Raw genomic sequence first — 23,775 nt, forward strand, 5'->3', positions numbered from 1 at the left:
AACATCATTTAGACAGCATTACCTATTTGATATTTTTCTAATAGTAAAGGAGTTTCTTCATTGCACTCCTCGTATGGACGAAGTTCTCCATTTGCAAACTTTACTTGAAGTTCTTCACTATCCATATATTCAGTGTCAAAATCAACATATACAGAGCCAAGCAAATGATTAAACTCATGTTGAAATATTACTGCAGCAATCGAATCCAACTTACCAGTTATTTTCTTACCATATTGATTATATGCCTGATATTCAATTTCTTTGTATGTAGCAAGCTTGCCTCTTTTCTCACCTAGAGCACTTAAACAACCATGCCAAAAGCTAACTCTTTTAGTAGAAGCTTTTGTTATTTTTGGGTTTATAAATACTTGGAATGGAACTTCTGCAAAATCTACAGGATATCTAGAGTTAGAGCTATCAAATTCAAGCATAAATATTTGATAAGGATAGCCAATCTGATTAGCCGCCAGACCAATCCCATTACCACTCATCTTTTGATGCATTTCTGTAATAATTTCTTGTATTTCAGCACTTTTAATATCTGTTACAAGCTTACACTTTTGATATAGAACTTCATTATTAGAATCATTATATTGTATAAATTGTGAATTCATTTGATACCTCGATTAGGATATATTTTCTAGATAAAGAATATATTAAGTGACTTTATACTAAATTATCATTTGACTTCAATAATATCATCAAGATAATCAAATTAAATAGTTTTATCAGATACAATTTTTAACAAACACAAATATAGATTTAATATGTAGCATTTATATAAATCTTATAACCTATATTTAGTATAAATATAATTATCAATTTTTCGAATTTTTATTCATTGAAGAAATATCCTCATACATAACGAACCTCCAACAATAACTTTGTTAAATATCATATTTTAATCATAAAAATATTCCAATACAGTAGTTTTTAAATTACCATTACAGAATAATTATTCAAATAAATGAAATATGAAGCAGTTTGTAGGTATATTTTTGATTATTGGTTCAACTATAGGCGGTGGTATTATTGGCCTACCTATAGCTGCTGTTAACTTAGGATTTGTAGGAAGCCTATTAGCAATATGCTTAGTATGGTTAATAATGACATTTACAGGATTATGTATATTAAAAATCTCATATAATATGCCTGTTAAACATAACACATACTACTCTTTGTCTACTAAATTTCTAAATTTTAAGGGCGCTAAGATTAGTGTTTTTGGTAGCTACTTATTAATCTTATATTTATCACTAACTACTTATATATCAGGGATTAGTTCATCTATAAGCTTATATTTCCCACAAAATAGTAATTTAAGTTATTTACTATCTGGGGTAACTCTTATCTTCATACTAGGTGGGATTACAACATATAACTCTAAACTTGTGATTAAAAGTAATGTGTTATTTGTTACGGCTAAGCTTTCACTTATTATCATAGCTATATTTCTGATCATTTATACGACAAAAAAAGTTTCTATAAACGTTGATGGTTACCCTATTGAATCTATAGGAGCATTTTCATTCTTATTTGTACTATTTAATGCTTTTGGTTACCACTTTATTATTCCAAGCCTAGTAAAATTTTATAATCAGAATATTTCATATAAGTCATTCATCTTTTTACTTATTTTTAGCACAACATTAATAGCTTTTATTTATCTAGCATGGATCTTAGCAATATTCTTTACGATACCTGCGAAAGGTAGTCATGGGATGTTAAGTATTTATAATAGTAAAAATCAACTTGTAGCTTTTAATAATAGTATTAGCTTTTTTACTCAATCATATACTATTAGTAATATGTTAAGTGCTTTTCAATTAATATCTATGATAGGCTCTTTTTGCTGTATCTCAATAGGTGTAATTGATGCGCTAAAAGATGCTTTAGGGCAAAATGCTTATCTTAAAGTTCTAATTTGCACTTACTTGCCTCCACTTGTTTTAATGTGCCTATCACAAAACATGTTTCTAATTGCGATGTCACTTGCTGGCATACTAACATTCTATGTTGAGGTATTTGTGCCGATTTTAGGAGTAAGGAATTATTATAAAATGTCTAATAAGATAAAAGACAAATCTTTATTTAGTCATCAATATTCAAAGCTTTTAGTTAGATCATAAAATAAATTTATAGTGACTTTAATATAATTTAAACCCCACTCAAACTAACCGTACTACCCTCAGCTATTAATCTACTAATATCATTAACAAACTTATAAATAGAAAAAGGCTTTTGTAAGTAATCAAACTTACCTTCTACATCATCTAGAGAAACAGTTATTTCTAAAACATTTTCTTTGTGAATATCAGTTGATGCTATATTTGTTTTTAGATTATCTAAAACCTTTTTAAGGTTTGTAGGGTTTACATTTTTACTTCTAAGATTTAGCTCAACTTTACTAAAGTTCTCATCAATATATTGTGATATCGGTTGAACCTTATCAACACTTAGTTTATTACACTCTCGTTGAACATCACGACTAACTTTACCCTCTACAACAACAATATCATCAACTTGAATATTATCTTTTACTAGAGCAAATACATCTTCACCGACTAAGCAATCTGCTCTATCAAACTCATCATCAATATTGATAATATATAGAATTCTACCAGTCTTGGTTTTTCTACGGATAGCTGGAGTTATCATACTGGCAATAATTCTCACAGAATTACCATCCATATTAGGCTGCTGGATCTTTTGCAAATCACTAAAACTAACATGATTACGCCAATGACTTTCCTCATCAATAATATGCCCTGAAAAGTACATCCCTAAAGCTTTCTTCTCATTGATTAGCAGTTCTTTTAGGCTCCACTCCTCAGATATACACTCCCTTTCTAACTCATTATCAGTATCGCTCTCTTGCTCTGTAAAACCAAATAAATCATTTTGTCCAGCCGCTGCCATTTCATTGACATAACCAGCATTTTTGATAGCTTTTTCAATGGAGTTAAATGCTGTAGCTCTATTTCTAGATATATCTTTGATAGCTCCTGCAAAGCAAAGTGCTTCAAGAGCTTTTTTATTAACCTTACGCAAATCTACTCTACGCGTCAGATCAAATATAGAACTAAACTCTCCTTCAGCATCACGCTCTGTAAGGATACTTTTAATAGCCTCACCACCAAGTCCTTTAATAGCTCCTAAGCCAAGTAAAATTGTACCTTTTGAGATAGCTATACAGTCATAAACACTCTTATTTACATTTGGTGATAAAACTGTGATGCCCATGTTTTTACAATCTAAGATAAACTTAACTAGCTGGTCAGTATTACCCATATCCCCTGACATTAAAGCAGCCATATACTCATCAGGATAATGCGCCTTTAACCAAGCAGTTTGATAAGCAATTAAAGCATATGCAGCAGCATGGGATTTGTTAAATCCATAACCAGCAAAAGCTTCCATTTGGTCAAATATCTCATCAGCAAGGCCAGCCTCTATATTATGATATTTTGCAGCACCCTCTTTAAAGATTTTACGCTGTTGCTCCATCTCTTCTGGCTTTTTCTTACCCATTGCTCGACGTAATAAATCTGCTGCTCCAAGAGTATAGCCAGCAAGCTTTTGCGCCATCTGCATTACCTGCTCTTGGTAAACCGGAATACCATAAGTTTCTCTTAAAACTTCTTCTAATAGTGGATGTAAATATGTAGTTCTTTTTCTACCATGCTTACGATCAATGAATGTTGGAATATTCTCCATCGGACCTGGACGATATAGTGCTACTAGGGCGATAATCTCTTCAAAATTAGAAGTGCCAAGATCTTTGACAATCTGACGCATCCCTTGTGACTCTAGCTGGAATATTCCCGTAGTATTACCTGCTTGTAAGAGCTTAAATGTCTTTTCATCATCTAGAGGAATATCTGAGATATTTAAAGGAATCTCATCACTAGGTCGTTTAGCATTAATACTTGCAATAGCATTTTTAATAATCGTTAAGTTTTTTAATCCCAAGAAGTCAAACTTAACAAGACCAACATCCTCAACATCGCCTTTATCAAACTGAGTTACAATATCACCGCCCTTATCCTCACAATATATCGGAGCAAAATCTGATATTACAGTTGGTGATATTACAATACCTGCAGCATGCTTACCTAAACTACGTGGTAAACCTTCTAGCTTTTGAGCTTTCTCAACAATTTCAGCAACATCTTCATCTGCCTGCATCTCATCATATAAAGGTTCACCTTCATGGAGAATCTTTTTAAATGTAGTTCCAGGAGTTTCAGGGATAAGCTTGGCAATCCTATCACCAAAACCAAAACTTTGACCCATTACACGCACTACATCTCGCACAACACCTTTAGCCGCCATAGTACCGTAAGTTATAATCTGACCAACACTTTGTTTGCCATATTTTTGCTCTACATATTTGATAACTCTATCTCGACCTTGAATACAAAAATCAATATCAAAATCGGGCATTGATACCCTTTCTGGATTAAGAAATCTCTCAAAAAGTAGTCCATACGGTAAAGGATCAATATCTGTAATAAGTAACGAATATGCCACTAGTGAACCAGCACCAGAACCACGCCCTGGACCAACTGGTATATCATTTTCTTTTGACCATCTGATGAAATCCTCTACTATCAAGAAGTAGCCTGGGAATCCCATATCACAGATAATATCAATCTCTCTTTGTAATCTATCTTTATAGACTTTTATAATATGATCGTGTTTATCCTGTGGTTTATTTGCTAAGACTTTCTCTAAACGATTTTCTAAGCCTTGATAGCATAGTTTAGAGAAATATTCTTTCTCAGTTAAACCATCTGGAATATCTACAGTAGGTAGGCAAGGTTTACCTAAATCAAATGTCACATTACAACGTTTTGCAATCGCTAATGTATTATCAACCAAAACTGATAAAGAGTTAAAAGTCTCATACATTTCATCTGCTGATTTTAGATACTGTTGTCGTGTGAATCTTGATTTACGTGACTCATCAAGAATTGTAGTTTTTTCGTTGATACAAGCTCTAATCTCATGGATATCATAATCATCTGACTCCATAAATACTGTAAGGTTTGTCACCACTGCAATTAGATTATGCTTAGTTGCTAGTTCAAGAGCCTTTTCATTATACAAGCCTTCGTTTTCATACTCTAACTTATGAATTTCAATAACATAATTATCTTGACCAAATATTGCTATATCCTCGGCGATAATCTCTTGGACTTTAGTATCATCTTTAGCTAAGATTGCCTTACCAAGCTCACCATGTTGACCACCATTTAGGCATATTACATTCTCTAGGTTAGATTCTTTAAGCCAGCTTTTGGGGATAAGTGGTATTGAGCCTACTCTATCAGCTTCTTGGTAAGCTTTTGATACTAGATCAACTATGTTTTGATAACCATCGTTATCTTCAGCTAAAAGTATCAAATCAGAAACACCTAGTTCAGTATCAATTTTTAGCTCAACACCAAATATAGGCTTAACACCACTTCCTAAAGCTTGCTTATAAAACTTCACCGCCGCAAATAAATTACAAACATCTGTAAGCGCTATTGCAGCAATATCTTTATCTTTTGCACGAGAAAAAAGATCCCCTAAACGTACCGTACTGTCAACAACAGAAAATCCTGTATGGACTCTAAGATGAGAAATCATTATTGATTCTATTTTATTTTATTAACTTAGCTACAAATATTACTATAAATAGCTTAGAAAATCATATCACTTTACGATATTGATGTTTTTTGTAATTTAATAAACTTTATCTTCTTCTATCAACGATAAAAACTACAATAATCTTTAATAAAAGAGCTAAACTAAAGCATACCCATAAAGCTAAAAGAATTAAGTGATAGTTTGACATACCTATATGTGCTTTTATGAACCCCCATATAGACATACAAAACCCAACCGAGAATGTTACCATAGCTGCTGCTGTACCATGATTCTTGGTAATATCACTCATCGCTGCACCTGTTGCTAAAGGTACAAAGAAACCTAAAAAGTAACATATCAACTGTAGTGATATTACAGTACTATATAATGATACTTTTAAAAAGCTATATGAGATTATAAAGATAAAGGCCAGTCCTAAGACTCCAAGCCTATAGCGTTTCTTATGTGCAGAGCTAGCTTTCATTCGAAAGCTAATTATCCCTAAAATATAAAAAACAGATGCTAATAAAAATATGACTGTGAAAACATTAATAGATACACTTAACTCATCTACCAATAGTCCCCTATAAGAGCTCATCAAGACCCCAAGATAGAAAGAAAAAAGTATTGCAGCAATCATGACATTCAACAAATATCTAGGTTTTGATAAAGCATGAATAAAACCTGATAGAATTTGTGATGCTGGAATTAAAACCTGATTTTGAGCATCTATTCTTAATATATTTATAGAAAAAAGAAACAATGCAACCTCTATTAGAGCCATAATAAAATAAGCAAGCCTCCATGAAATAGATAGTATGCATAAAACTAAATAAGTACTCACAATTGGAGCAACTATTATCATTGTAGATAATATAGCATATGCCTTTTTCATCTGAGTAATATCATCAGCACTACGTGATATTAAAGCTCTAGCAATAGATGAATAACAACCTGTACCAAGTCCCAAACAAATAAAACCTATGTATGTAACATCAATATTATTTGCTATACCTAAAATCACTAAACCAGATATTGATAAACTCTGCGATAAAAATAGTACTTTCTTTGCTGTAAATATATCTGAAAGAGTTGCAAATAATATTGCCGAGAGACTAAACATAAAAAATGATAAACTCATCGCCATTTGAGCCTCATCCTCAGAAATATCTAGGCTAGTTGATAAGGCAGATATTAATGACATTGATATAGTTAGCGTCATATAACCAACATATGTTAGAAAATATGCCAGTAAGTTCTCTTTTTTAATATTTCTAAACATATTTATACTTTCTTTATTTTAAAAATTAATACAGATAAATAAACAATTCGTAATATTTCTAAGAATTTATTAGGCATAACTTACCTATAAAACTTAGCTTTAAAGGTTATTATAAATGATTTAGAAAATCTTATCATTTTACAATAAGCTTAGCTTTAGAATAATCAACTCTTTATATATTACTTCATCCGATAGTTAAATAACTGATTTAAAAACAATTGAATAGCTAAATTTATTGCTTTAAAATCAATAAATGTAGTTAGCCAAGATATAAGATATGTTAACAAATAAAAAATATACTCTTACTTTAAAGTTTTCTAAATTAATATTTTTAGTTCTTTTTATAATATGTTTATTTGTTTATATTAAACCTTTTACAACTGCTACATACCTATCCAGCAAACAATTTAAAACCTTTGAATATCAATCATTAGGATTCCTGAATAAAGATCAAATTACAAAATTCCACAATGATACTCCTCGAGGTCTCTTTGCAAATTTTTACTATAAATCTCTAAGCTTATGGATGGGATCTCATAAATACTATTATGATGTAATAAATTGCATCTCACCCCAAACTGTAAAAATAAATGATTACACAATTAGCGAACAAGATATTAATATTGATAAAATGCTTGTGGCTCTACTTAAAACTGATTTTAGACTTAAAGATATTCCAAATAATACAAGCACAAATAAGTTAAATCTAACCCTAGGCAAAGGTAGCAATAAGCAGACTTTTTACTTAGCTAAAAAAAATGATGGCGACTGGTACTTTACTCAGAAAAACTTTACAAACCCAGAAACACATAAAAAATTTAATATTTATAAGAATGAAAAAAATTCTACTGAAGACAACATAAGAAATATTTCAATGCCTATTTTGTCATATATGAGATTTGTTTTTGGTGAAAATCAAACATATAAATTTACCACAAAAGATGCTCTTGACACCATGAATATCAGCTGGATTCCTCAGAATATCAGACAAGAATATGCAACTTTTATAGCTTTCGCTATGAATAAAGTCTTTGAAAATGCAAAAATCACAATTAGAAATATACCAGGTGAAGTTCTACCCGGTAGCAATTTGGTAATGATATATACCTCACCTAAATCAGGCAATAGTATATATTTAGAAAATGTTAAAAATAATAGTAAGAATACTGATAACTGGATTTTTACAAAAAATGCTCAAATTAATGGTATAAGTATTTTCTTAAATGATTTGAATAACAATGTAAGAACATCTATAAGTAATAGTCTACAACAAGATATCTGGGAGAATATACCTGTCCTTCTTAAAGAATATGGGCAATCAACATATATAGTCATTATATTTATAATATCAATAATGCTTTTATACCTAACTTATGAAATATTTTTTAAGATTTTAAATCCTGTATTTAGAATCCTTGGAAATATCTTTGAGAATAAGGATTATAAAACCATCAAAAAACTAACTATTGCAACATCACTAATAATATCAATACACATCGCATATTTTTTCTTCTTCAACTCAATGATAGTTTTTGAAAATGCTTGCTACTATTTTGACTTAATATTTAGAATTACATATGGCATTATAACAATGTTTTTATGTACTGAGATCTTAAACGTTCTATGTTCATTTATTATTTCATCGTATAAAAAAGCTCAAGATTCGGACAAATCGGCAAGATTTTCTTTTGCTATAATTATTGCTAACAAGGTCATCAACCTTATCATAATACTTATTATCACCGGATATATAATAGAGCAGCTTGGTATTGATATGTTCCACTTTTTAGCTGCACTTGGTATTGGTGGACTTGCTATAGCATTAGCAGGTAAGGATACAATCGAAAACCTTTTTGGCTCAATTATTCTAGCCGCTGAAAGACCTATAAAAATCGGTGATTGGGTAATAATAAAAGATCAGCAAGGAATAGTAGAAAAGATAGGATTAAGAAGCACTATTATTAGAACTTTTGAAGATTCTGCTCTTATAATACCCAACTTTGCATTTGTTACGTCACAAATAAATAATATGGGAGAAAGAAAGTATCGTAGATATACAACTATGCTTGAAGTTGATGAATCTACCCCAACAAATAAGCTTAAATCATATATAAATGCTCTAGATAAATTAGTTCAAGATACTCCATATATGAGAAAAGAGGGATATTATATAAGAGTAAACGATCTAAAACCGTCATCCATTGAGATTTTAATATATGTATTTTTTGTTTCTCAAGACTGGGGAGAAGAGCTAGAGCAACGTGAGCAATTCATAATAGATGTATTAGATATAGCTGAAAAAATGGGAATTAAACTGGCTCCTTCGCAAACAATTGATATAAATAAAAAGTAAAGAAGGCATTCCTCATAACTCATTATTACCTATTAATTAATTTTTAATTTATGCTATCATAATATATTTTTAAATAATTGGCATACGATTTTTCTATAGTCAATCCGATTGTATTGTGTACTTTTATGCGGTCATCCTGAACTTGATTCAGGATCTCTTTACTTTGGCTAGGAGATTCCGGATCAAAGCCTGTGCTGAACTTGATTCAGTATCCGGAATGACAGGTTTTATTTTACATAAGTCATTCGGATTAACTATATCTAAGATTACTAGCCTTTAAAATAATGAATATAAAAAAGCTTTCTTTAATAATATTATCTTTTTTTGCATTACCACTAATTAGCGATGCTGATTCTGTAGCAGCTATAGACTCTGATATAAATACTGATGCTAAAAAACTAGGCAATGATACAAAGCATGTTGAAAAAGATGCAAAAGGTCTTTATAAGCTACCTAAAAACTACTACAACATTAATGATCTTGATGATGTTACAAAAAAGACATTTAAGCCTATGGCATATATTAGTGTCAATGGTGGTTGGGGACAACAGACAAATATGGCTAAAGGTGGTGCAACAATAGTAGCTAGCTTAGGCTATAGATTTACAGAGTCTTTTGCTTTAGAGTTTGTTTATCAGAACTTCTTAGTTAGTGAATATAATACAACTCAGAATAATAACTACTTTGCTGGAGCTGCCAAATATTACTATAAGATAAACGATTATGTAACAGCATATGCAGCGGCTGGGGTTGGTCTTGGTCATACAAGTATTAATGGAATAGAAAACCAACAAAATGCTCCAAAAGATTATTTAGCAACAGATGACACTTGGGGAGGTTTTGCTGTATTTCCAGTAGGTTTAATGTTTCCCATCAAATATGTTGATAATCTCAGTTTAAAGGTCACATATACGTATACAATTTCTTTTTCGGGAGAGTCACAAAACTTTGTAACATCAGGTTTACAGTACTCTTTTTAAGATTTATTTTCTAAAGCTCTGTTTTTCAGATAATTTATAATCTAAGTATGTACTAATATGATTCTTTTTGTCTTTAAAGACAAAGTTGTTATAAACTATCATATACATTAGTACTTTTCTTATATAATGTCTAGTCTCACCAAATGGAACATTTTCTATCCAAATTGGTGCCGGAACTTCTTTTTCGTTCAACCATTTAGCTACATTACCAGGTCCTGCATTATATGCAGCTATTCCAAGCACTGTATTTTTATCAAATAACTTCTCTAGGAAATATAGGTTTGCTGTACCTAACTTAATATTATTCTGAGGAATAAATATCTGACTATTCATCCCTTTAGATTTATCCCCAGCTAAAGATAATTTATATTTTTTAGCAATAAATTTAGCTGTAGGTTCAGTAACTTGCATTAAACCTTTTGCACCAGCCCAAGATCCAGCTTCTATATTAAATAAAGATTCTTTACGCATAATTGAAAGTACAAGATCTCTATCAATACCAAACTTCTTAGTATTTTTATCAACAATACTTATAAATGCCTTAGGGAAAAGCATATCGATATTATCATACTTACCAATTACAGCCATATTAAATATAGCTGCATAATACATATGTTTATCTTCAGCTAAACGTGCAAGCTCTTTAATTTCAGTAATCTGGTTTGCTTTTAATTTATTTCTTATGCTCCAACGCCATATACTTGTAGAGTCTTTATATTGACCCATCTGGTATAAATCAATAGCTTGCTCAGTAGCATCTTGAGATAATAATTTTTTAGTCTCACTATTACTTAATTTGTCAGCAGTATTATTACCAAAGTTATATGGCTTATTGAGTTTATCAGAAGCTAAGAATGAATAATAATTTAAAGGTTCTTTAATTAGCTCTTCATATATCTTTTTAGCTTTTGCAGCTTGTCCTTGCTTATCATAGCTATATGCTAACCAATATCTCCAAGCATCATCTTGTTGAGATTTTTTTGGCAACTGGTAATATGTTTTTATATAACCTGCAAAATTATTATTATACAAATCTACTCTTAATAACCATTCCCATGCTATAGCATCTAAATAACGTTTATCAACTCTTGCTAACCACTGTTTTGCTTCTGGTGATTGTGATCTTGCAAAACTAACAGCTATTACAGATATACATTCTTGTTTAACTTTTTTACTTAAATATCTTTTGTTTTTTAAGTTGTCCCAAATTTTTGCATATTTTGTTGGATCTTTTCGGATAAGATCTTTTGATATATCAAAAAATATTTTGTCAAAATGTCTATAATTATGAAATCTATTTATAAACTGATCTAACTTAGCAGGATTTTTTGTAGCCTCTTTCCATGCTGTAATATAACGAACATAATCATCATTATTTTTAACATAAGTATTTAACAACCACAAGCTATCACTAAACTTGTTAGCAAATGCAAGAGTATAAGCTTTGTTTGTTAAATAAGATTTTGGCTTATAGTCTGATTTATCCCAATATTTTTGCATCACTGAGCAACTAGAAGGCATATAGACACGATTTTGCCAAATATTACCATACTCTTTTAATGCTTGCGTCTTGTCTCCTGAATCATATTCAGCTTGCATGCTCCAGCATTTACCTGAGATACCAAGATCTCCTTTATAATACTTTTTAAAGAGCTTCCAGTCTTGCTTTTGTGCGTAATATTCTGCTAAATCATCAGAAAGCTTATCTTGCCAATATTTACTATTATCTTGTTTAAAATACGCATCAATTGTATCTTGTTTAAAAATTTCTGGATCACTACTGATTTCTTTATACTGAAAATATGGATATATACTAGTATTTTTAAGCTTAGATTTTAGATAATAGTAAGACTTGTAATTCTTTGCTTCTAAATCTTTCAATGCTTTTTTTGAAACTTGAACTTGCTCTGTAGTAAGGCTATACCCAATACCTACAGACAGAAATAACAAACAACTTGTTACAAACTTTTTATTAATCACAATAACTTATTATTAGAAATTTATTTTGCTAAAAATACTAACATTATTAAAGCTAAAAAACTAACCATTATAAATAATATGCTAGCAAATTATATTTTAAAAACTCTCTAGCCTATTGAAATTTAAAGTTTTAAACATCTAATATACTAAAAATTAGTACATTTACCTTAGGTTAGATTACAATTATAGGAATAGATATTATTTAAATTGATTTTAAAATATGAAAAACAAGCTAAGTTTAGTTGTTCTATTTGGTTTTATATATTTAATCTTAATGATTATTTTTTATAATTTAAATAATCAGCATAGTTATCATTTTTCAATCTCAACTCCAACAAATAAAGAGATCTCAAAAGATATAAGTGTAAAGACTATTGCTAACTTAGATTATCTAAAATATAACCATGCATCATCGGTAACAACATCTGGAAATACTCTTTTTGTGACTTGGTATAGTGGTGACCATGAGACAGCTCCAAATACAAACATAATGCTAGCAACAGCTAAGAAAATAGATGGTCATTGGAAATTCTCTAAAACAAGATCTGTTATGAATCGCCAAGAATTTCAGTCTATATTTAAAAAACATATTCATCACTTAGGCAACCCTATCATATATGCCCAAGGTAAAAAAATATGGTTAATTTTCACCTCATCTACCGGTGGCTGGGTTACATCTTCTTTAAATACTATGTATTCAACAGATCAAGGTAAAACTTGGAGCAAACCTAAACTAGTTATTGCTTCTCCTATTTTTAACTTCAGTACTCTTACTAGAGGTTCTGCTATTAAATTAGATAATGGTAATTTTGCAGTGCCTGTATATAAGGAGTTTAACAATCTCAATGGAAGATGGTTTATTTTTGATGGTGAAGGCCATCTTATAAAAGTATCAGAAATGACTAATGATGGCGTAAACTTACAACCAACTGTAGTACCTTTATCAAAAACACATGCTTTAGCTTTCTATAGACAAATGTATAGTTCCATTAAAAAGATCTACACAAATCAAACTCAAGATAGTGGACAAACCTGGACTACAGTAAAACCTACAAAACTTAATAATCCAGACTCAGGAATCGCTGCGATAAAAACTAAAAATGGCATACTTCTAGCTTACAATAATGCTAGCTCTGGTAGATCGAATCTTAGCCTAGCCTATAAATCAGATAACTCGCAAGATTGGAAAAATATATATACTTTTCCCAATAAGGCCAAAGGTGAGCTATCTTACCCAGCTTTTACTTTTTATAAAAATAGTATTATTTTATCATTCTCAGATAAGTTAAAGAAAACAATAAGAGTTGTTGAGATTCAAGGAGAAAAAACTGATGCTTAATTATTATAACCTTATAGCAGCAAATCTTTTTACAATATATTTTTTTCTTAGAATATTTGGTTTTCTACAAAAGAAAACATTAATAGTAATTGTTATTATTTTATTAGTTTTCAATCTAATAAATGTAACTATAGATAATGAAACTATATATTATTTTACTCTAGGTGTTACAAGCTACTTTAGTCTTTCAACTTTCTTACTTTTATTCTTTATTATCACATCAATATTTATCAATGATAAAAATACTATTTTTCCATATACTAGTTTAGCTTTTCTTCCAATTATAATTATTTTTTATAGCTTATTCTTTATATCTTCATATAAACTTTATGATTTTGGTTTTAGTCCATATATAGTTACACCTTTTATCTTCATCTATGCGTTAGTACTATTATCTATATCTAAAAGATTTATACTATTTAACATCATAATTGTTGTATCATCAACAATGCTATTTACTAATATATTACAAGCTAATATTTGGAATTATTTATTAGATCCTACTTTACTAATAATTTGTATTATTGAAATAATAAGATCACTGATTGTATATTCTTTATGTAAAAAGCAAAAAGATAATACTAAAATCAAATATTACTAGATTACTTCTTAAAGCTAAGTTTATCTGATAACTTAGTTTGCAAAAGATCACTTAACCTTACATTGTCATTTTTTAGTACCAAATTATCATAAACTACCATATTAGATAAAACATGTCTTAGATAGTTTCTAGTTTCAACAAATGGGACATTCTCTATCCATTGTTTTGCAGGAATTTCTTTATCAGTTAACCATTTTGCAACATTTCCTGGACCTGCATTATAAGCAGCAATACTTAAAACTATATTATCTTTAAATAATCCTGCCAAAAAGTCCAAATTAGCACTACCTACTTTAATATTAACAGTAGAGTTATATATTTGTTGCTCTTCAAAATCAGTTAGTCTATATCTTTTTGCAATAAAACCTGCTGTTGAATTTGTAACTTGCATCAACCCCTTTGCACCTACTGATGAACTAGCCTCTCGATAAAATAAAGATTCTCTACGCATAATTGCAAATATTAGAGACTCTTCTAAATCATATTTTTTTGACTGTTGGCTTACAAGATCTACAAATGGATCAGGAAATAAAAGCTCCAAACGGCTCTTAGCCCCTAACATACCCATAGCAAAAATAGCTTGATAGTGCATTTTATTATATGCTGCTAACTCTGCTAGATCATAAACTTGAAATCTATCTTTACTATTAAATTTATGCCTAATAATCCAACGCCATAATTTAGTAGAATCTTTATATTTCTTTGCATTGTAAAGAGCTACTGCTTGATGAACACTATTGTCTTTTAATAGTTCAGAATACTTCGGTTTAGATATTATAGCTGCTTTTTTAGAACCTAAATCATATGGTTGACCTAGAGCATCTGCAGATAATAAAACGTAATAATCAAAACCTTTTTTATTAGCAAGTTTTTGATAAATAGCATTGGCCTTTGGCTTATAGCCATTTTTAGCATAACTATATGCTAACCAATATTTCCAGACACTTTCTTTTTGTAAATGCTTAGGTAACTTTTGGTATGTTTTAATATAGTTTTTAAAGTCTGAATTATATAAGTCTGCCCTTAATAACCATTGCCAAGCATCATTACTGTAATACTTACTATCAACTTTTGAAAACCATTGCTCTGAAGCTGTATCATGATTTTTAGCTAAGCTAACAGCTATAGGTAATACAGCTTGGCTATAAAGTTTAGTATCTAAATATTTTGTATTTTTTAATCCTTGCCATATTTTTGCATATTTCTGTGGATTATGTTTTGTTAAATCTTCTGATATCTCTATCAACACCTCACTAAACTTAGGATAATCATGATATTTGGCAATAAACTCATCTAAATTTTGAGGATTATTTGTAACCTCTTTCCAGGCATTTATATAATCATTATATGATGGCTGTTTAACATGTTTATTAAGTAATGTTAGAGCATTATCAAAACTATCACTAAAAGCTAAAGTATAAGCTTTATCTATAACACAACCTTTGCCTTTATTTGAATAACCTTTCCAGTATGTACTAATATCTGTACACTCTAAAGCTGACGGTGGCTGATCTTTTTGAAATTTAGTAAAATCTATAATAGCATTCTGCCTAAATTTATCATCTTTACTATCTTGAGCTATCCAACACTTACCATCAGTTTCTAAGTTACCATCATAAAACTTTTTAAATAGCTTCCAGTTTTTATTTTTAGCATAATGTATAGCTAAATCATCACATAAAGCAGATGCCCAGTACTCATTTTGATGAGCATTTATATAATTAGTAATTTGTTCTTGTGTGAATACTTCTGGATTTTGTGATATATCTTTATATTTAAGATAACTATCTAGGTTGATATCTTTTAAACTTGATTTAGTCTGTAAATAATTGTTGTTTTGTTTCTGCTGTATTTGTTTAAGTTGCCGTTTTACATCATTAATTTGCCTATCTGTTAGACCGTAAGATAAAATCCAGAAAAAACTAACACTACAAATAACAAGCTTTTTAAAACACAAATTAATCTCCTTTTTATATCCTCTCAACTAAATTTATAACAAAATTTGCTGACTTTTGCGCAGCATTTTTCGCAAATTCATCAAAATTTTCTGGAGCATCACCATCTGCAGTATCTGAAATACTTCTTAAAATTAAACTTGGAATTTTCATTTCATTGCATACAAGATTGACACTGCCCCCTTCCATTTCTATTGCTTTTGCATCAAATTCATTAACAACAAAATCTTTCCTCTCTGCTGAGCTAATAAACTGATCTCCTGTTGCTATAATTCCAGTATGAAGATCAAGTCCAAGGTCTTTCGCAACATCTTTAGCATATCTAAGAATCATATCTGAAGTTTTAATCTCTACTTCTGATATAGGAATCTTACCGTGAGGATAACCGAATGCTGTAATATCAACATCATGCTGTACAGTAGCAGTTGCAGCAATCATATCACCTACTTTTAAATCTTGTAAGCCACCAGCAACACCTGTAAAGAGTAAAGCCTGGACACCAAAATGCTCAATCATTATAGTTGCTGTTAGGCTTGAGAATACTTTACCAATTTTACTATAAGCAATAACAAGTTCTTTATCCTTATATGTTGCTAAATAATATTTATTATTCGCGTATTCAACTGTTTCATAATTATCTAACTTTGCTAATATTGGTTGGATCTCTATTTCCATAGCTCCTAAAATTGCTATTTTTTTCATTCTTATTAACCTTCTATCTCTATTTTTGTTACTTTTCTAAATCCTTGAGGTAAAAGCACTCCTCCACCAGAAGGTTTATCTGTCAAATATGTCTCCATATTTTTATTATCTATACGTATAAATCTCTTACCTGCGTTTAAGATAACTTCTTGTTCTGAACTTAACAGCTCTACAAACTTAAGCTTATCTTTTTTATCAAGTCTAATAATCGCTTTACCTTTACCTTTTTTAAGTACAGCAAAATTAGCAAAATCTCGGATGACTGTTCGACCATTAGAACTTACACCAAGCATCTTTAAATTTTCAGCAAATGGTATAAATTTAAATACATCATCACCATCAAAGATATTTTTACCAGTAACTTTATTTGCTATAAGATCTTCTGCAGCAATAACAAAGCCTTTACCACTAACACTTGCAATTAAGAAATGCGAAGCTATATTAACAAATTCCATATTGATAATTTCATCTTTTTTATCTAATGGAATATATGTAGTTATATGTTCGCCATAACCTCTAGCTGAAGGGAATTTATCGATATACATCGAATAAGCTTTACCAAGCTTTGTAAAAAATACCACTTTAATATTACTATTACCTGAAACAGCAAGAAAAGGTTTATCCTCTGGCTTATAATTCAAACCTTTAGGATCAACATTATCACCTTTTGCACATCTAACCCAGCCAGCTTTTGATAAAATTACTGTAACTTTTTCACTAGGTATTAGATCTTTTTCTTCTAATGCTTGGGCTTTTTCTACGTGTATAAGTTTAGAGCGCCTATCATCACCAAAATCTTTTAAGATTTGCTTAAACTCTTTTTTCATTAAGTTTCTAAACTTAATTTCGCTATTTAAATACCCCTCTAAAAGTTCTTTTTCTTTAGCTAATTCTTTTTGCTCTTTCTTAATCTCAATTTCTTCAATTTTTGCTAATTTACGCAGCCTTATATTTAAGATTGCTTCAGCTTGAATTTCTGAAAGAGAAAATCTATTTTGCATCTCAATACTTGGATCATCGTAGTTTCTGATAATCTCAATCACTTCATCTATATTTAAAAATGCTATAAGTAAACCTTCTAAAATATGTAAGCGTGCAAGTACCTTATCTAGACTAGTTTGTAACCTTCTACGTAAAGTTTGTCTACGATACTCAAGCCATTCAGTTAAAATATCTAAGAGGTTTTTAACTTTAGGTTTATAGTCTAAACCGATCATATTCATATTGACACGGAAACTTTTCTCAAGATCAGTCGTTGCTAATAAGTGTCCAATTATTTTCTTAATATTTTTCTTTGTAGTTCCAGAATATAAAACTATCTTAACAGGTTCTTTATCATCAGATTCATCTTGAATATTTTTAATCCAGGTAATTTTTTGCTGCTTAAGCTGATTTGCTATTTGCTCCATAACCGAGGCACTTGATACTTGATGAGGTAGCTTTGTAATCACAACATTACCATTACTATCATAATCATATACTGCTTGCTGTCTGATTGAGCCTGTACCAGATTTATAAACATCCGCTATTTCTTCTCTAGTACTAATTATATTTGCACCACCTGGATAATCTGGTGCCTCAACAATCTCTAAGACATCTTCTATTGAGGACTTAGGATTTGACAACAAGTGTAAACAAGCATTAATAATCTCTGTGATATTATGCGGTGGTATATATGTCGACATCCCCACTGCAATACCCATAGCACCATTTAGTAAAATATTTGGTACTTGAGCAGGTAAAAGCTTAGGCTCATCCATAGTACCATCAAAGTTTTTAACCCAATCAACAGTACCTTTTTTAAGCTCATCTAATAACAAAACGGCATATTTAGATAAACGTGACTCAGTATAACGCATTGCCGCAAATGATTTTGGATCATCCACTGATCCCCAGTTACCCTGACCATCAATAAAAGGATAACGATAAGAGAAATCTTGTGCCATCAAAACCATTGCTTCATAACATGCACTATCACCATGAGGATGGTATTTACCTAATACATCGCCTACTGTACGTGCTGACTTTTTATATTTAGACAAATGACTTAAGCCAATTTCACTCATTGCGTAGATAATACGTCTTTGTACAGGTTTCAAACCATCAGATATATGTGGTAATGCCCTATCTAATATTACATACATTGAATAGTTTAGATATGCCTGTTCTGAAAACTCTCCTACAGATTGCTTGTTTTCTAAACTTGAGAATAAATCCATTTACTCAGAAAAATATTAATAATTTATCCCTAAATTATATATCAACTATAGTTTCTATACTAGTTTGCTATAACTAACTTAATCTAAAGATTTCTTACGATGATAAGCTATAGTCTCTAGCTCTTTTGAAAAAACAAATTTATTTCTCTTGAGAAAGTCTAATGTTTTTAGAATATCTGTAAATGCCGAAAGAATCCACGCCTGAATAGAATAATCGAAGGTTGTTTTAGCTTTTAAGTATCTGCTAACACCTGAGCGACATTCTTGAGTCAAAAAATCTGTAGCTGGGAATTTTATAGCAATAACTCCTCTTTTGTCATATACAGCTACCTTTGCATAAGCACCTAAACTTGAAATTTGCTCTTTTATATCTTTAAAATCTTCCCATGCTAAAAGAGTTTTTTCTACGGCTTCTTTTTCAATAAAACGCATAGATTTTGAGTTATAGTTTTGCTTTAAATTATAAGACTCTTCTTTAAGCTCATTATATTTTTCAAGAAGCTCATTATAGCGTCTATTTAACGTTAAGTTAGATATTTCTAAGCTATCATTTTTATTTGATACTTCGACTTGCTTTTGCTTTAATTTTTTAGATTTTTCAGATACTTGCTGATCAATGTATTTTTTTAGATTACTACGTAAGCTAAAAGCCACCTGATTTTCTTCAATTGAATACTCTTTTAATGTCGTTTGAATAATATCTAATAGCTGATCTCCTGGTTTATCTTGAAGTGGTTGCTCTTCTGATTCAGCTTTAGCAAGAGCATTTTTTTTATCTTGCTTATACAAAGTAACTTTCTCTACCAAATCAATAATAGAAATATTACCGCCAATAAGCTTTCTGACCTTATTAACCGTAATATCTTCATTCTGTGACTTTAATAATTCACATTTTTGATTAACGAGCTTTTGAGTTACTTTCTGCGACATCTTATACTTTTTCTTCTTCTCTTAAAGTCAAAACTTCATAACCATCTTTAGTCACTAATATAGTATGCTCCCACTGAGCAGAAAGAGATCTATCTTTAGTAACTGCTGTCCAACCATCTTTTAAAACTGAAACTGCTCTTTTACCAATATTTATCATTGGTTCGATCGTAAAGATCATACCTTCTTTTATTTCATCTCCAGTACCAGCTTTACCATGATGCATAACATGAGGTGGCTCATGAAAACTAGCTCCAATACCATGCCCACAAAAAGCATCAACTATCGAATAACCAAACTTTTTAGCATGTTTCTCGATAACTGCACCAATATCACCAAAATGATTCCCTGGCTTGACTACTTCAATACCCTTCCATAAACATTCATGTGTAACTTCAACTAATTTCTTAGCCATTACAGACGGTTCACCAATCATAAACATCTTACTAGTATCACCGTGATAACCATCTTTTTTAACCGTCACATCGATATTTAAAATATCACCTTTCTTAAGCTTTTTATCAGCGGGTATACCATGACAAACAACATGGTTAATAGATGTACATACTGACTTAGGAAAACCATGATAGTTAAGCGGCGCTGGATACGCATCTTGCTCATTAACAATATAATCATGACATATCTTATCTAACTCTCCAGTTGTGATACCTTCTTTCACATATGGAGTAATCATCTCTAAAACTTCAGCTGCTAATTTCCCAGCAACACGCATTTTTTCAATTTCTTCAGGTGTTTTTATAATTATTTCACTCATTTTACAATACTAAACTTTTCAAAAAATCTAATTAGATATTATAAACTATCATATAATGAATATACAGATGCTAAAAAAAGTATGTATAAAAGTATTGAAACATAAAAGTTCAGCAATGCTTATATGAAGAAAAATCTAAGCAATATATTATCTTTGGAGCTTTTTCAATAATCCTAAATCTTGATCACATCTTGCTTCTCAACAAATTCCCAAAATATTTTTTTCACTGGTGAGGCTAATGCTTCTTTTCTCATTACTACTCCAACAGATATATCTGGTAGACCTTGAGTTTTTATTATATTTACAGATTTAGATAAATGACTATGTTTTAGTATCACCTCAGGCACGATAGAAGTTCCTATACCAGATGATACCAATGACAAAATAGCCTCATTACCATCAACATCACCATATACTTCAGGTTTTAATTTTTGCTTGCGAAACCATTCATCTAAATTACTACCACCAATATAGTGGGCTGGCTTTATAAAGGGTATCTTTTCAATTGCCTGCTTCAAACTATTAACTTTCTTTACAGCAGGAGCAATCATTACCATTTTTGTAGTTAAGACTTCTTTAACACAAAGATTACTAGGAATATCTTTTGACAAAATAGCTATAATTACATCTGTTGCATCCTCTTCAAGATGGCTAGTACAGTTTTTTATTGAACCTGTAGTTAGCTGTATCTTTATACCTGGATAATTAATATGCAACTTCTTAATGATATTTGGTAAAACCACATATGATGCCGTCACGGTACAAGATAGCCTAATATCGCCAACTACCTGGCCCTTTTTAGGATGTAGTATACAATTTAGATCTTCATATTTTTGTAACATTTCTTTAGCAAACTGATAATAAATTTTACCTGCATCTGTTAGCCTAATATTTCTATTATCTCTTTCAAAAAGTACCACCTCCATTTCTTGTTCAATACGTTGGATAAGGCGGGTTAAGGCTGACGGTGTTAAGAAACATTTCTCACTTGCTTTACCAAAATGTAGAGTCTCAGCCAGAATCTTAAAGGCATTTAATTTTTTTTTATCAATCATATTCATCTTTTCTTGCACTATCTGCAATAAATAGTTGCAAAATTTTCACTTTATTTCAAGCAACTCTTTGTATAACTTTGTAGTTAGATAAATAATAAAAAAGCTAAATACTGGAGAATGTTATGAAAATTCAAAGCAATATTTTTGAAGTTAAAGAATATAACCTAGGCGGACATAATGAAACTATCGTTGCTGGTGGTCGTCATCTATTTGAAAAATTACCTCAAGCATTTGAAGGAATTAAGCAGATTGGTGTAATTGGCTGGGGATCTCAAGGTCCAGCGCAGGCACAAAACTTACGCGACTCTTTAGAAGCAACTGATATCAAAGTTAAAGTTGGCTTACGTGCTGGTTCAAGCTCAGAAAAACAAGCAGAAGCTGTTGGCTTTACTAAAGAAAATGGTACTCTAGGTGAAATGTTTGATGTTATTAAAGAATCAGACATGGCTATTATCTTAATATCTGACGCAGCTCAAGCTAAACTTTATGATAAAATTTTTGCAGCTGTTAAACCTGGTGCAACTCTAGGTTTTTCTCACGGTTTTTTAATTGGTTTCATTGAAAGTATTAATTACAAAGTTAGAGACGATATAAATATTGTTGCTATGTGTCCAAAAGGTATGGGACCTTCTGTTCGTCGTCTATACGAGCAGGGTAAAACAGTAAATGGTGCTGGTATAAATAGTAGTATTGGTGTTTATCAAGATGTTAATGGTAAAGCAACTGAACAGGCTCTAGCTTGGGCTATAGCTTGTGGTGCTCCATTTGTATTCCCAACAACTATGGAAATGGAATATCGTTCTGATATCTTTGGTGAAAGAGGTGTGCTACTTGGTGGTGTACACGGAATTATTGAAGTACTTTATCGTTACTTCACTGATAATGGTATGGACAAAGAAGAAGCTTTCCGTCGTACTGCTGAGGCAATTACTGGACCTATCTCTAAAATCATCTCAACGCAAGGAATGAAAAAAGTATACGAAAGTTTAGAAACAGCTGAAGACAAGCAAAAGTTTGAGAATGCATATAATGCTGCTTACACTCCATTATTTGATATCTTAATTGAATGTTATGAAGATGTTGAAAGCGGTAATGAAATCCGCTCAGTTGTAATGGCTGGCGCACGTCATGATCGTTTACCAATGGGTAAAATTGATAAAACTGAACTATGGAAAGTTGGTGAAAAAGTAAGAGCTGAACGTGATCAGCACACAACTCCTATTGATCCAATTACAGCTGGTGTTTATATTGCTTGTATAATGGCCCAATCTGATGTTTTAGCTCAAAAAGGTCATGCTTACTCTGAAATTGTTAATGAGTCTATTATTGAAGCTGTAGATTCACTAAATCCATACATGCACTTCAAAGGTGTTGCTCATATGGTTGATAATTGTTCAACAACTGCTAGACTTGGTTCACGTAAATGGGCACCTAGATTTGATTACAACTTGATGCAACAAACTATCCCATGCATTAATACTAAAGCAGGTGCTGATGCTCCTTTTGAAAAATTTGCTAACCATCCAGTACACGAAGCTTTAGCTGTTTGTTCAACTTTACGCCCTTCTGTGGACATAAGTGTTGTAGAATAAATAATAATATAAAATTTAATTCTCAAATCATATGCAAATCAAAGAAGCTCAACAAACTATAGACAAGCTTTTTAAAAATATTTCTCACCCAAGATTAGCTAGCTTTATTGCTCTTACAGAAGAAGTCGGTGAGCTAGCTAATGAAATCATGCAAAAAGAAATTTACGAAGAAATTTCTGATAATGAAAAAATCAAATCAGAGTTAACTGATGTTTTGGTATGTGTACTTGAAATTGCTAATTTATATGATATAAATCTTGAATCAGAATTTAATAAAAAAATACAAAGTTTAGAACCTCGAGTAAAGCAATGGCAAAGCTCTAGTGAGCTCCTTAAGGCAAAAAGAATAAAGCTTGATTAAGCATACATATACTTATA

General features: G+C 30.8%; 17 protein-coding genes. 7 read left to right on the top strand and 10 right to left on the bottom strand.

The window, feature by feature from the left end; all coding sequences use genetic code 11:
• Window positions 1-8: 8 nt before the first annotated feature.
• Window positions 9-614: a peptide deformylase gene (locus F7310_RS08160; protein ID WP_072713118.1), complete on the bottom strand. Its 606-nt coding sequence runs from the start codon at window positions 612-614 to the stop codon at window positions 9-11.
• Between the two features lie 360 nt (window positions 615-974).
• Between F7310_RS08160 and F7310_RS08165 the strand changes: the two genes are divergently transcribed.
• Window positions 975-2,129, top strand: coding sequence for an aromatic amino acid transport family protein (locus F7310_RS08165; RefSeq protein WP_072713119.1), 1,155 nt, complete (start codon window positions 975-977; stop codon window positions 2,127-2,129).
• Window positions 2,130-2,157: 28 nt separating this feature from the next.
• On the opposite strand, the gene dnaE is transcribed toward F7310_RS08165, so the two are convergent.
• Window positions 2,158-5,637, bottom strand: coding sequence for a DNA polymerase III subunit alpha (dnaE, locus tag F7310_RS08170; RefSeq protein WP_072713120.1), 3,480 nt, complete (start codon window positions 5,635-5,637; stop codon window positions 2,158-2,160).
• Between the two features lie 106 nt (window positions 5,638-5,743).
• A complete protein-coding gene (locus F7310_RS08175; RefSeq protein ID WP_072713121.1) occupies window positions 5,744-6,919 on the bottom strand; it encodes an MFS transporter in 1,176 nt (391 codons plus the stop codon).
• A 277-nt stretch (window positions 6,920-7,196) separates the two neighbouring features.
• On the opposite strand from F7310_RS08175, the gene F7310_RS08180 reads away from it, so the two are divergent.
• Together F7310_RS08180 and F7310_RS08185 are read left to right on the top strand one after the other, a co-directional pair.
• Window positions 7,197-9,272 carry a mechanosensitive ion channel family protein gene (locus tag F7310_RS08180; protein WP_072713122.1) on the top strand — a complete coding sequence of 692 codons (2,076 nt, stop codon included), beginning with the start codon at window positions 7,197-7,199 and terminating at the stop codon, window positions 9,270-9,272.
• Window positions 9,273-9,556: 284 nt separating this feature from the next.
• The gene (locus F7310_RS08185; RefSeq protein ID WP_193790879.1) at window positions 9,557-10,252 is read left to right on the top strand and encodes an outer membrane protein; all 696 of its coding nucleotides are present in this window, start codon (window positions 9,557-9,559) and stop codon (window positions 10,250-10,252) included.
• A gap of 3 nt (window positions 10,253-10,255) precedes the next feature.
• Here the strand turns inward: F7310_RS08185 and F7310_RS08190 are convergent, their stop codons facing one another.
• Window positions 10,256-12,232, bottom strand: coding sequence for a lytic transglycosylase domain-containing protein (locus tag F7310_RS08190; RefSeq protein WP_084645219.1), 1,977 nt, complete (start codon window positions 12,230-12,232; stop codon window positions 10,256-10,258).
• A gap of 220 nt (window positions 12,233-12,452) precedes the next feature.
• Here F7310_RS08190 and F7310_RS08195 point away from each other — a divergent pair, with 220 nt between their 5' ends.
• The gene (locus tag F7310_RS08195; protein ID WP_072713124.1) at window positions 12,453-13,571 is read left to right on the top strand and encodes an exo-alpha-sialidase; all 1,119 of its coding nucleotides are present in this window, start codon (window positions 12,453-12,455) and stop codon (window positions 13,569-13,571) included.
• Window positions 13,564-14,172, top strand: a complete 609-nt coding sequence (locus tag F7310_RS08200; RefSeq protein WP_072713125.1) for a hypothetical protein — start codon at window positions 13,564-13,566, stop codon at window positions 14,170-14,172. The genes F7310_RS08195 and F7310_RS08200 overlap by 8 nt, the downstream gene beginning before the upstream one ends.
• 1 nt (window position 14,173) lies before the next feature.
• Here F7310_RS08200 and F7310_RS08205 read toward each other — a convergent pair whose 3' ends face one another.
• The 6 genes from F7310_RS08205 to ilvY form a co-directional block, all read right to left on the bottom strand.
• Complete coding sequence (locus F7310_RS08205; RefSeq protein ID WP_072713126.1) at window positions 14,174-16,129, bottom strand: lytic transglycosylase domain-containing protein; 1,956 nt, start codon at window positions 16,127-16,129, stop codon at window positions 14,174-14,176.
• A 13-nt stretch (window positions 16,130-16,142) separates the two neighbouring features.
• On the bottom strand, window positions 16,143-16,829 hold the full coding sequence (locus F7310_RS08210) for a 5'-methylthioadenosine/adenosylhomocysteine nucleosidase (protein WP_072713127.1): 687 nt from the start codon (window positions 16,827-16,829) through the stop codon (window positions 16,143-16,145).
• Between the two features lie 5 nt (window positions 16,830-16,834).
• Window positions 16,835-19,048 carry a DNA topoisomerase IV subunit A gene (gene parC, locus F7310_RS08215; RefSeq protein ID WP_072713128.1) on the bottom strand — a complete coding sequence of 738 codons (2,214 nt, stop codon included), beginning with the start codon at window positions 19,046-19,048 and terminating at the stop codon, window positions 16,835-16,837.
• 78 nt (window positions 19,049-19,126) lie between these two features.
• Window positions 19,127-19,978 carry a hypothetical protein gene (locus F7310_RS08220; RefSeq protein ID WP_072713129.1) on the bottom strand — a complete coding sequence of 284 codons (852 nt, stop codon included), beginning with the start codon at window positions 19,976-19,978 and terminating at the stop codon, window positions 19,127-19,129.
• A 1-nt stretch (window position 19,979) separates the two neighbouring features.
• Window positions 19,980-20,750, bottom strand: coding sequence for a type I methionyl aminopeptidase (gene map, locus F7310_RS08225; RefSeq protein WP_072713130.1), 771 nt, complete (start codon window positions 20,748-20,750; stop codon window positions 19,980-19,982).
• A 173-nt stretch (window positions 20,751-20,923) separates the two neighbouring features.
• On the bottom strand, window positions 20,924-21,805 hold the full coding sequence (gene ilvY / locus F7310_RS08230; RefSeq protein WP_072713131.1) for an HTH-type transcriptional activator IlvY: 882 nt from the start codon (window positions 21,803-21,805) through the stop codon (window positions 20,924-20,926).
• A gap of 122 nt (window positions 21,806-21,927) precedes the next feature.
• Here ilvY and F7310_RS08235 point away from each other — a divergent pair, with 122 nt between their 5' ends.
• The gene (locus F7310_RS08235; protein ID WP_072713132.1) at window positions 21,928-23,397 is read left to right on the top strand and encodes a ketol-acid reductoisomerase; all 1,470 of its coding nucleotides are present in this window, start codon (window positions 21,928-21,930) and stop codon (window positions 23,395-23,397) included.
• A gap of 31 nt (window positions 23,398-23,428) precedes the next feature.
• Window positions 23,429-23,758, top strand: a complete 330-nt coding sequence (locus F7310_RS08240; protein WP_072713133.1) for a MazG nucleotide pyrophosphohydrolase domain-containing protein — start codon at window positions 23,429-23,431, stop codon at window positions 23,756-23,758.
• Window positions 23,759-23,775: the final 17 nt, after the last annotated feature.

The sequence above is a fragment of the Francisella uliginis genome, assembly GCF_001895265.1.
Lineage (GTDB): Bacteria > Pseudomonadota > Gammaproteobacteria > Francisellales > Francisellaceae > Francisella > Francisella uliginis.

What these genes read in the sequence shown, in the direction of transcription:
- F7310_RS08160 (WP_072713118.1), bottom strand. Translation starts at nt 614, where the DNA reads ATGAATTCACAATTTATACAATATAATGATTCTAATAATGAAGTTCTA.
- F7310_RS08165 (WP_072713119.1), top strand. Translation starts at nt 975, where the DNA reads ATGAAGCAGTTTGTAGGTATATTTTTGATTATTGGTTCAACTATAGGC.
- dnaE (WP_072713120.1), bottom strand. Translation starts at nt 5,637, where the DNA reads ATGATTTCTCATCTTAGAGTCCATACAGGATTTTCTGTTGTTGACAGT.
- F7310_RS08175 (WP_072713121.1), bottom strand. Translation starts at nt 6,919, where the DNA reads ATGTTTAGAAATATTAAAAAAGAGAACTTACTGGCATATTTTCTAACA.
- F7310_RS08180 (WP_072713122.1), top strand. Translation starts at nt 7,197, where the DNA reads ATGTTAACAAATAAAAAATATACTCTTACTTTAAAGTTTTCTAAATTA.
- F7310_RS08185 (WP_193790879.1), top strand. Translation starts at nt 9,557, where the DNA reads ATGAATATAAAAAAGCTTTCTTTAATAATATTATCTTTTTTTGCATTA.
- F7310_RS08195 (WP_072713124.1), top strand. Translation starts at nt 12,453, where the DNA reads ATGAAAAACAAGCTAAGTTTAGTTGTTCTATTTGGTTTTATATATTTA.
- F7310_RS08200 (WP_072713125.1), top strand. Translation starts at nt 13,564, where the DNA reads ATGCTTAATTATTATAACCTTATAGCAGCAAATCTTTTTACAATATAT.
- F7310_RS08210 (WP_072713127.1), bottom strand. Translation starts at nt 16,829, where the DNA reads ATGAAAAAAATAGCAATTTTAGGAGCTATGGAAATAGAGATCCAACCA.
- parC (WP_072713128.1), bottom strand. Translation starts at nt 19,048, where the DNA reads ATGGATTTATTCTCAAGTTTAGAAAACAAGCAATCTGTAGGAGAGTTT.
- F7310_RS08220 (WP_072713129.1), bottom strand. Translation starts at nt 19,978, where the DNA reads ATGTCGCAGAAAGTAACTCAAAAGCTCGTTAATCAAAAATGTGAATTA.
- map (WP_072713130.1), bottom strand. Translation starts at nt 20,750, where the DNA reads ATGAGTGAAATAATTATAAAAACACCTGAAGAAATTGAAAAAATGCGT.
- ilvY (WP_072713131.1), bottom strand. Translation starts at nt 21,805, where the DNA reads ATGATTGATAAAAAAAAATTAAATGCCTTTAAGATTCTGGCTGAGACT.
- F7310_RS08235 (WP_072713132.1), top strand. Translation starts at nt 21,928, where the DNA reads ATGAAAATTCAAAGCAATATTTTTGAAGTTAAAGAATATAACCTAGGC.
- F7310_RS08240 (WP_072713133.1), top strand. Translation starts at nt 23,429, where the DNA reads ATGCAAATCAAAGAAGCTCAACAAACTATAGACAAGCTTTTTAAAAAT.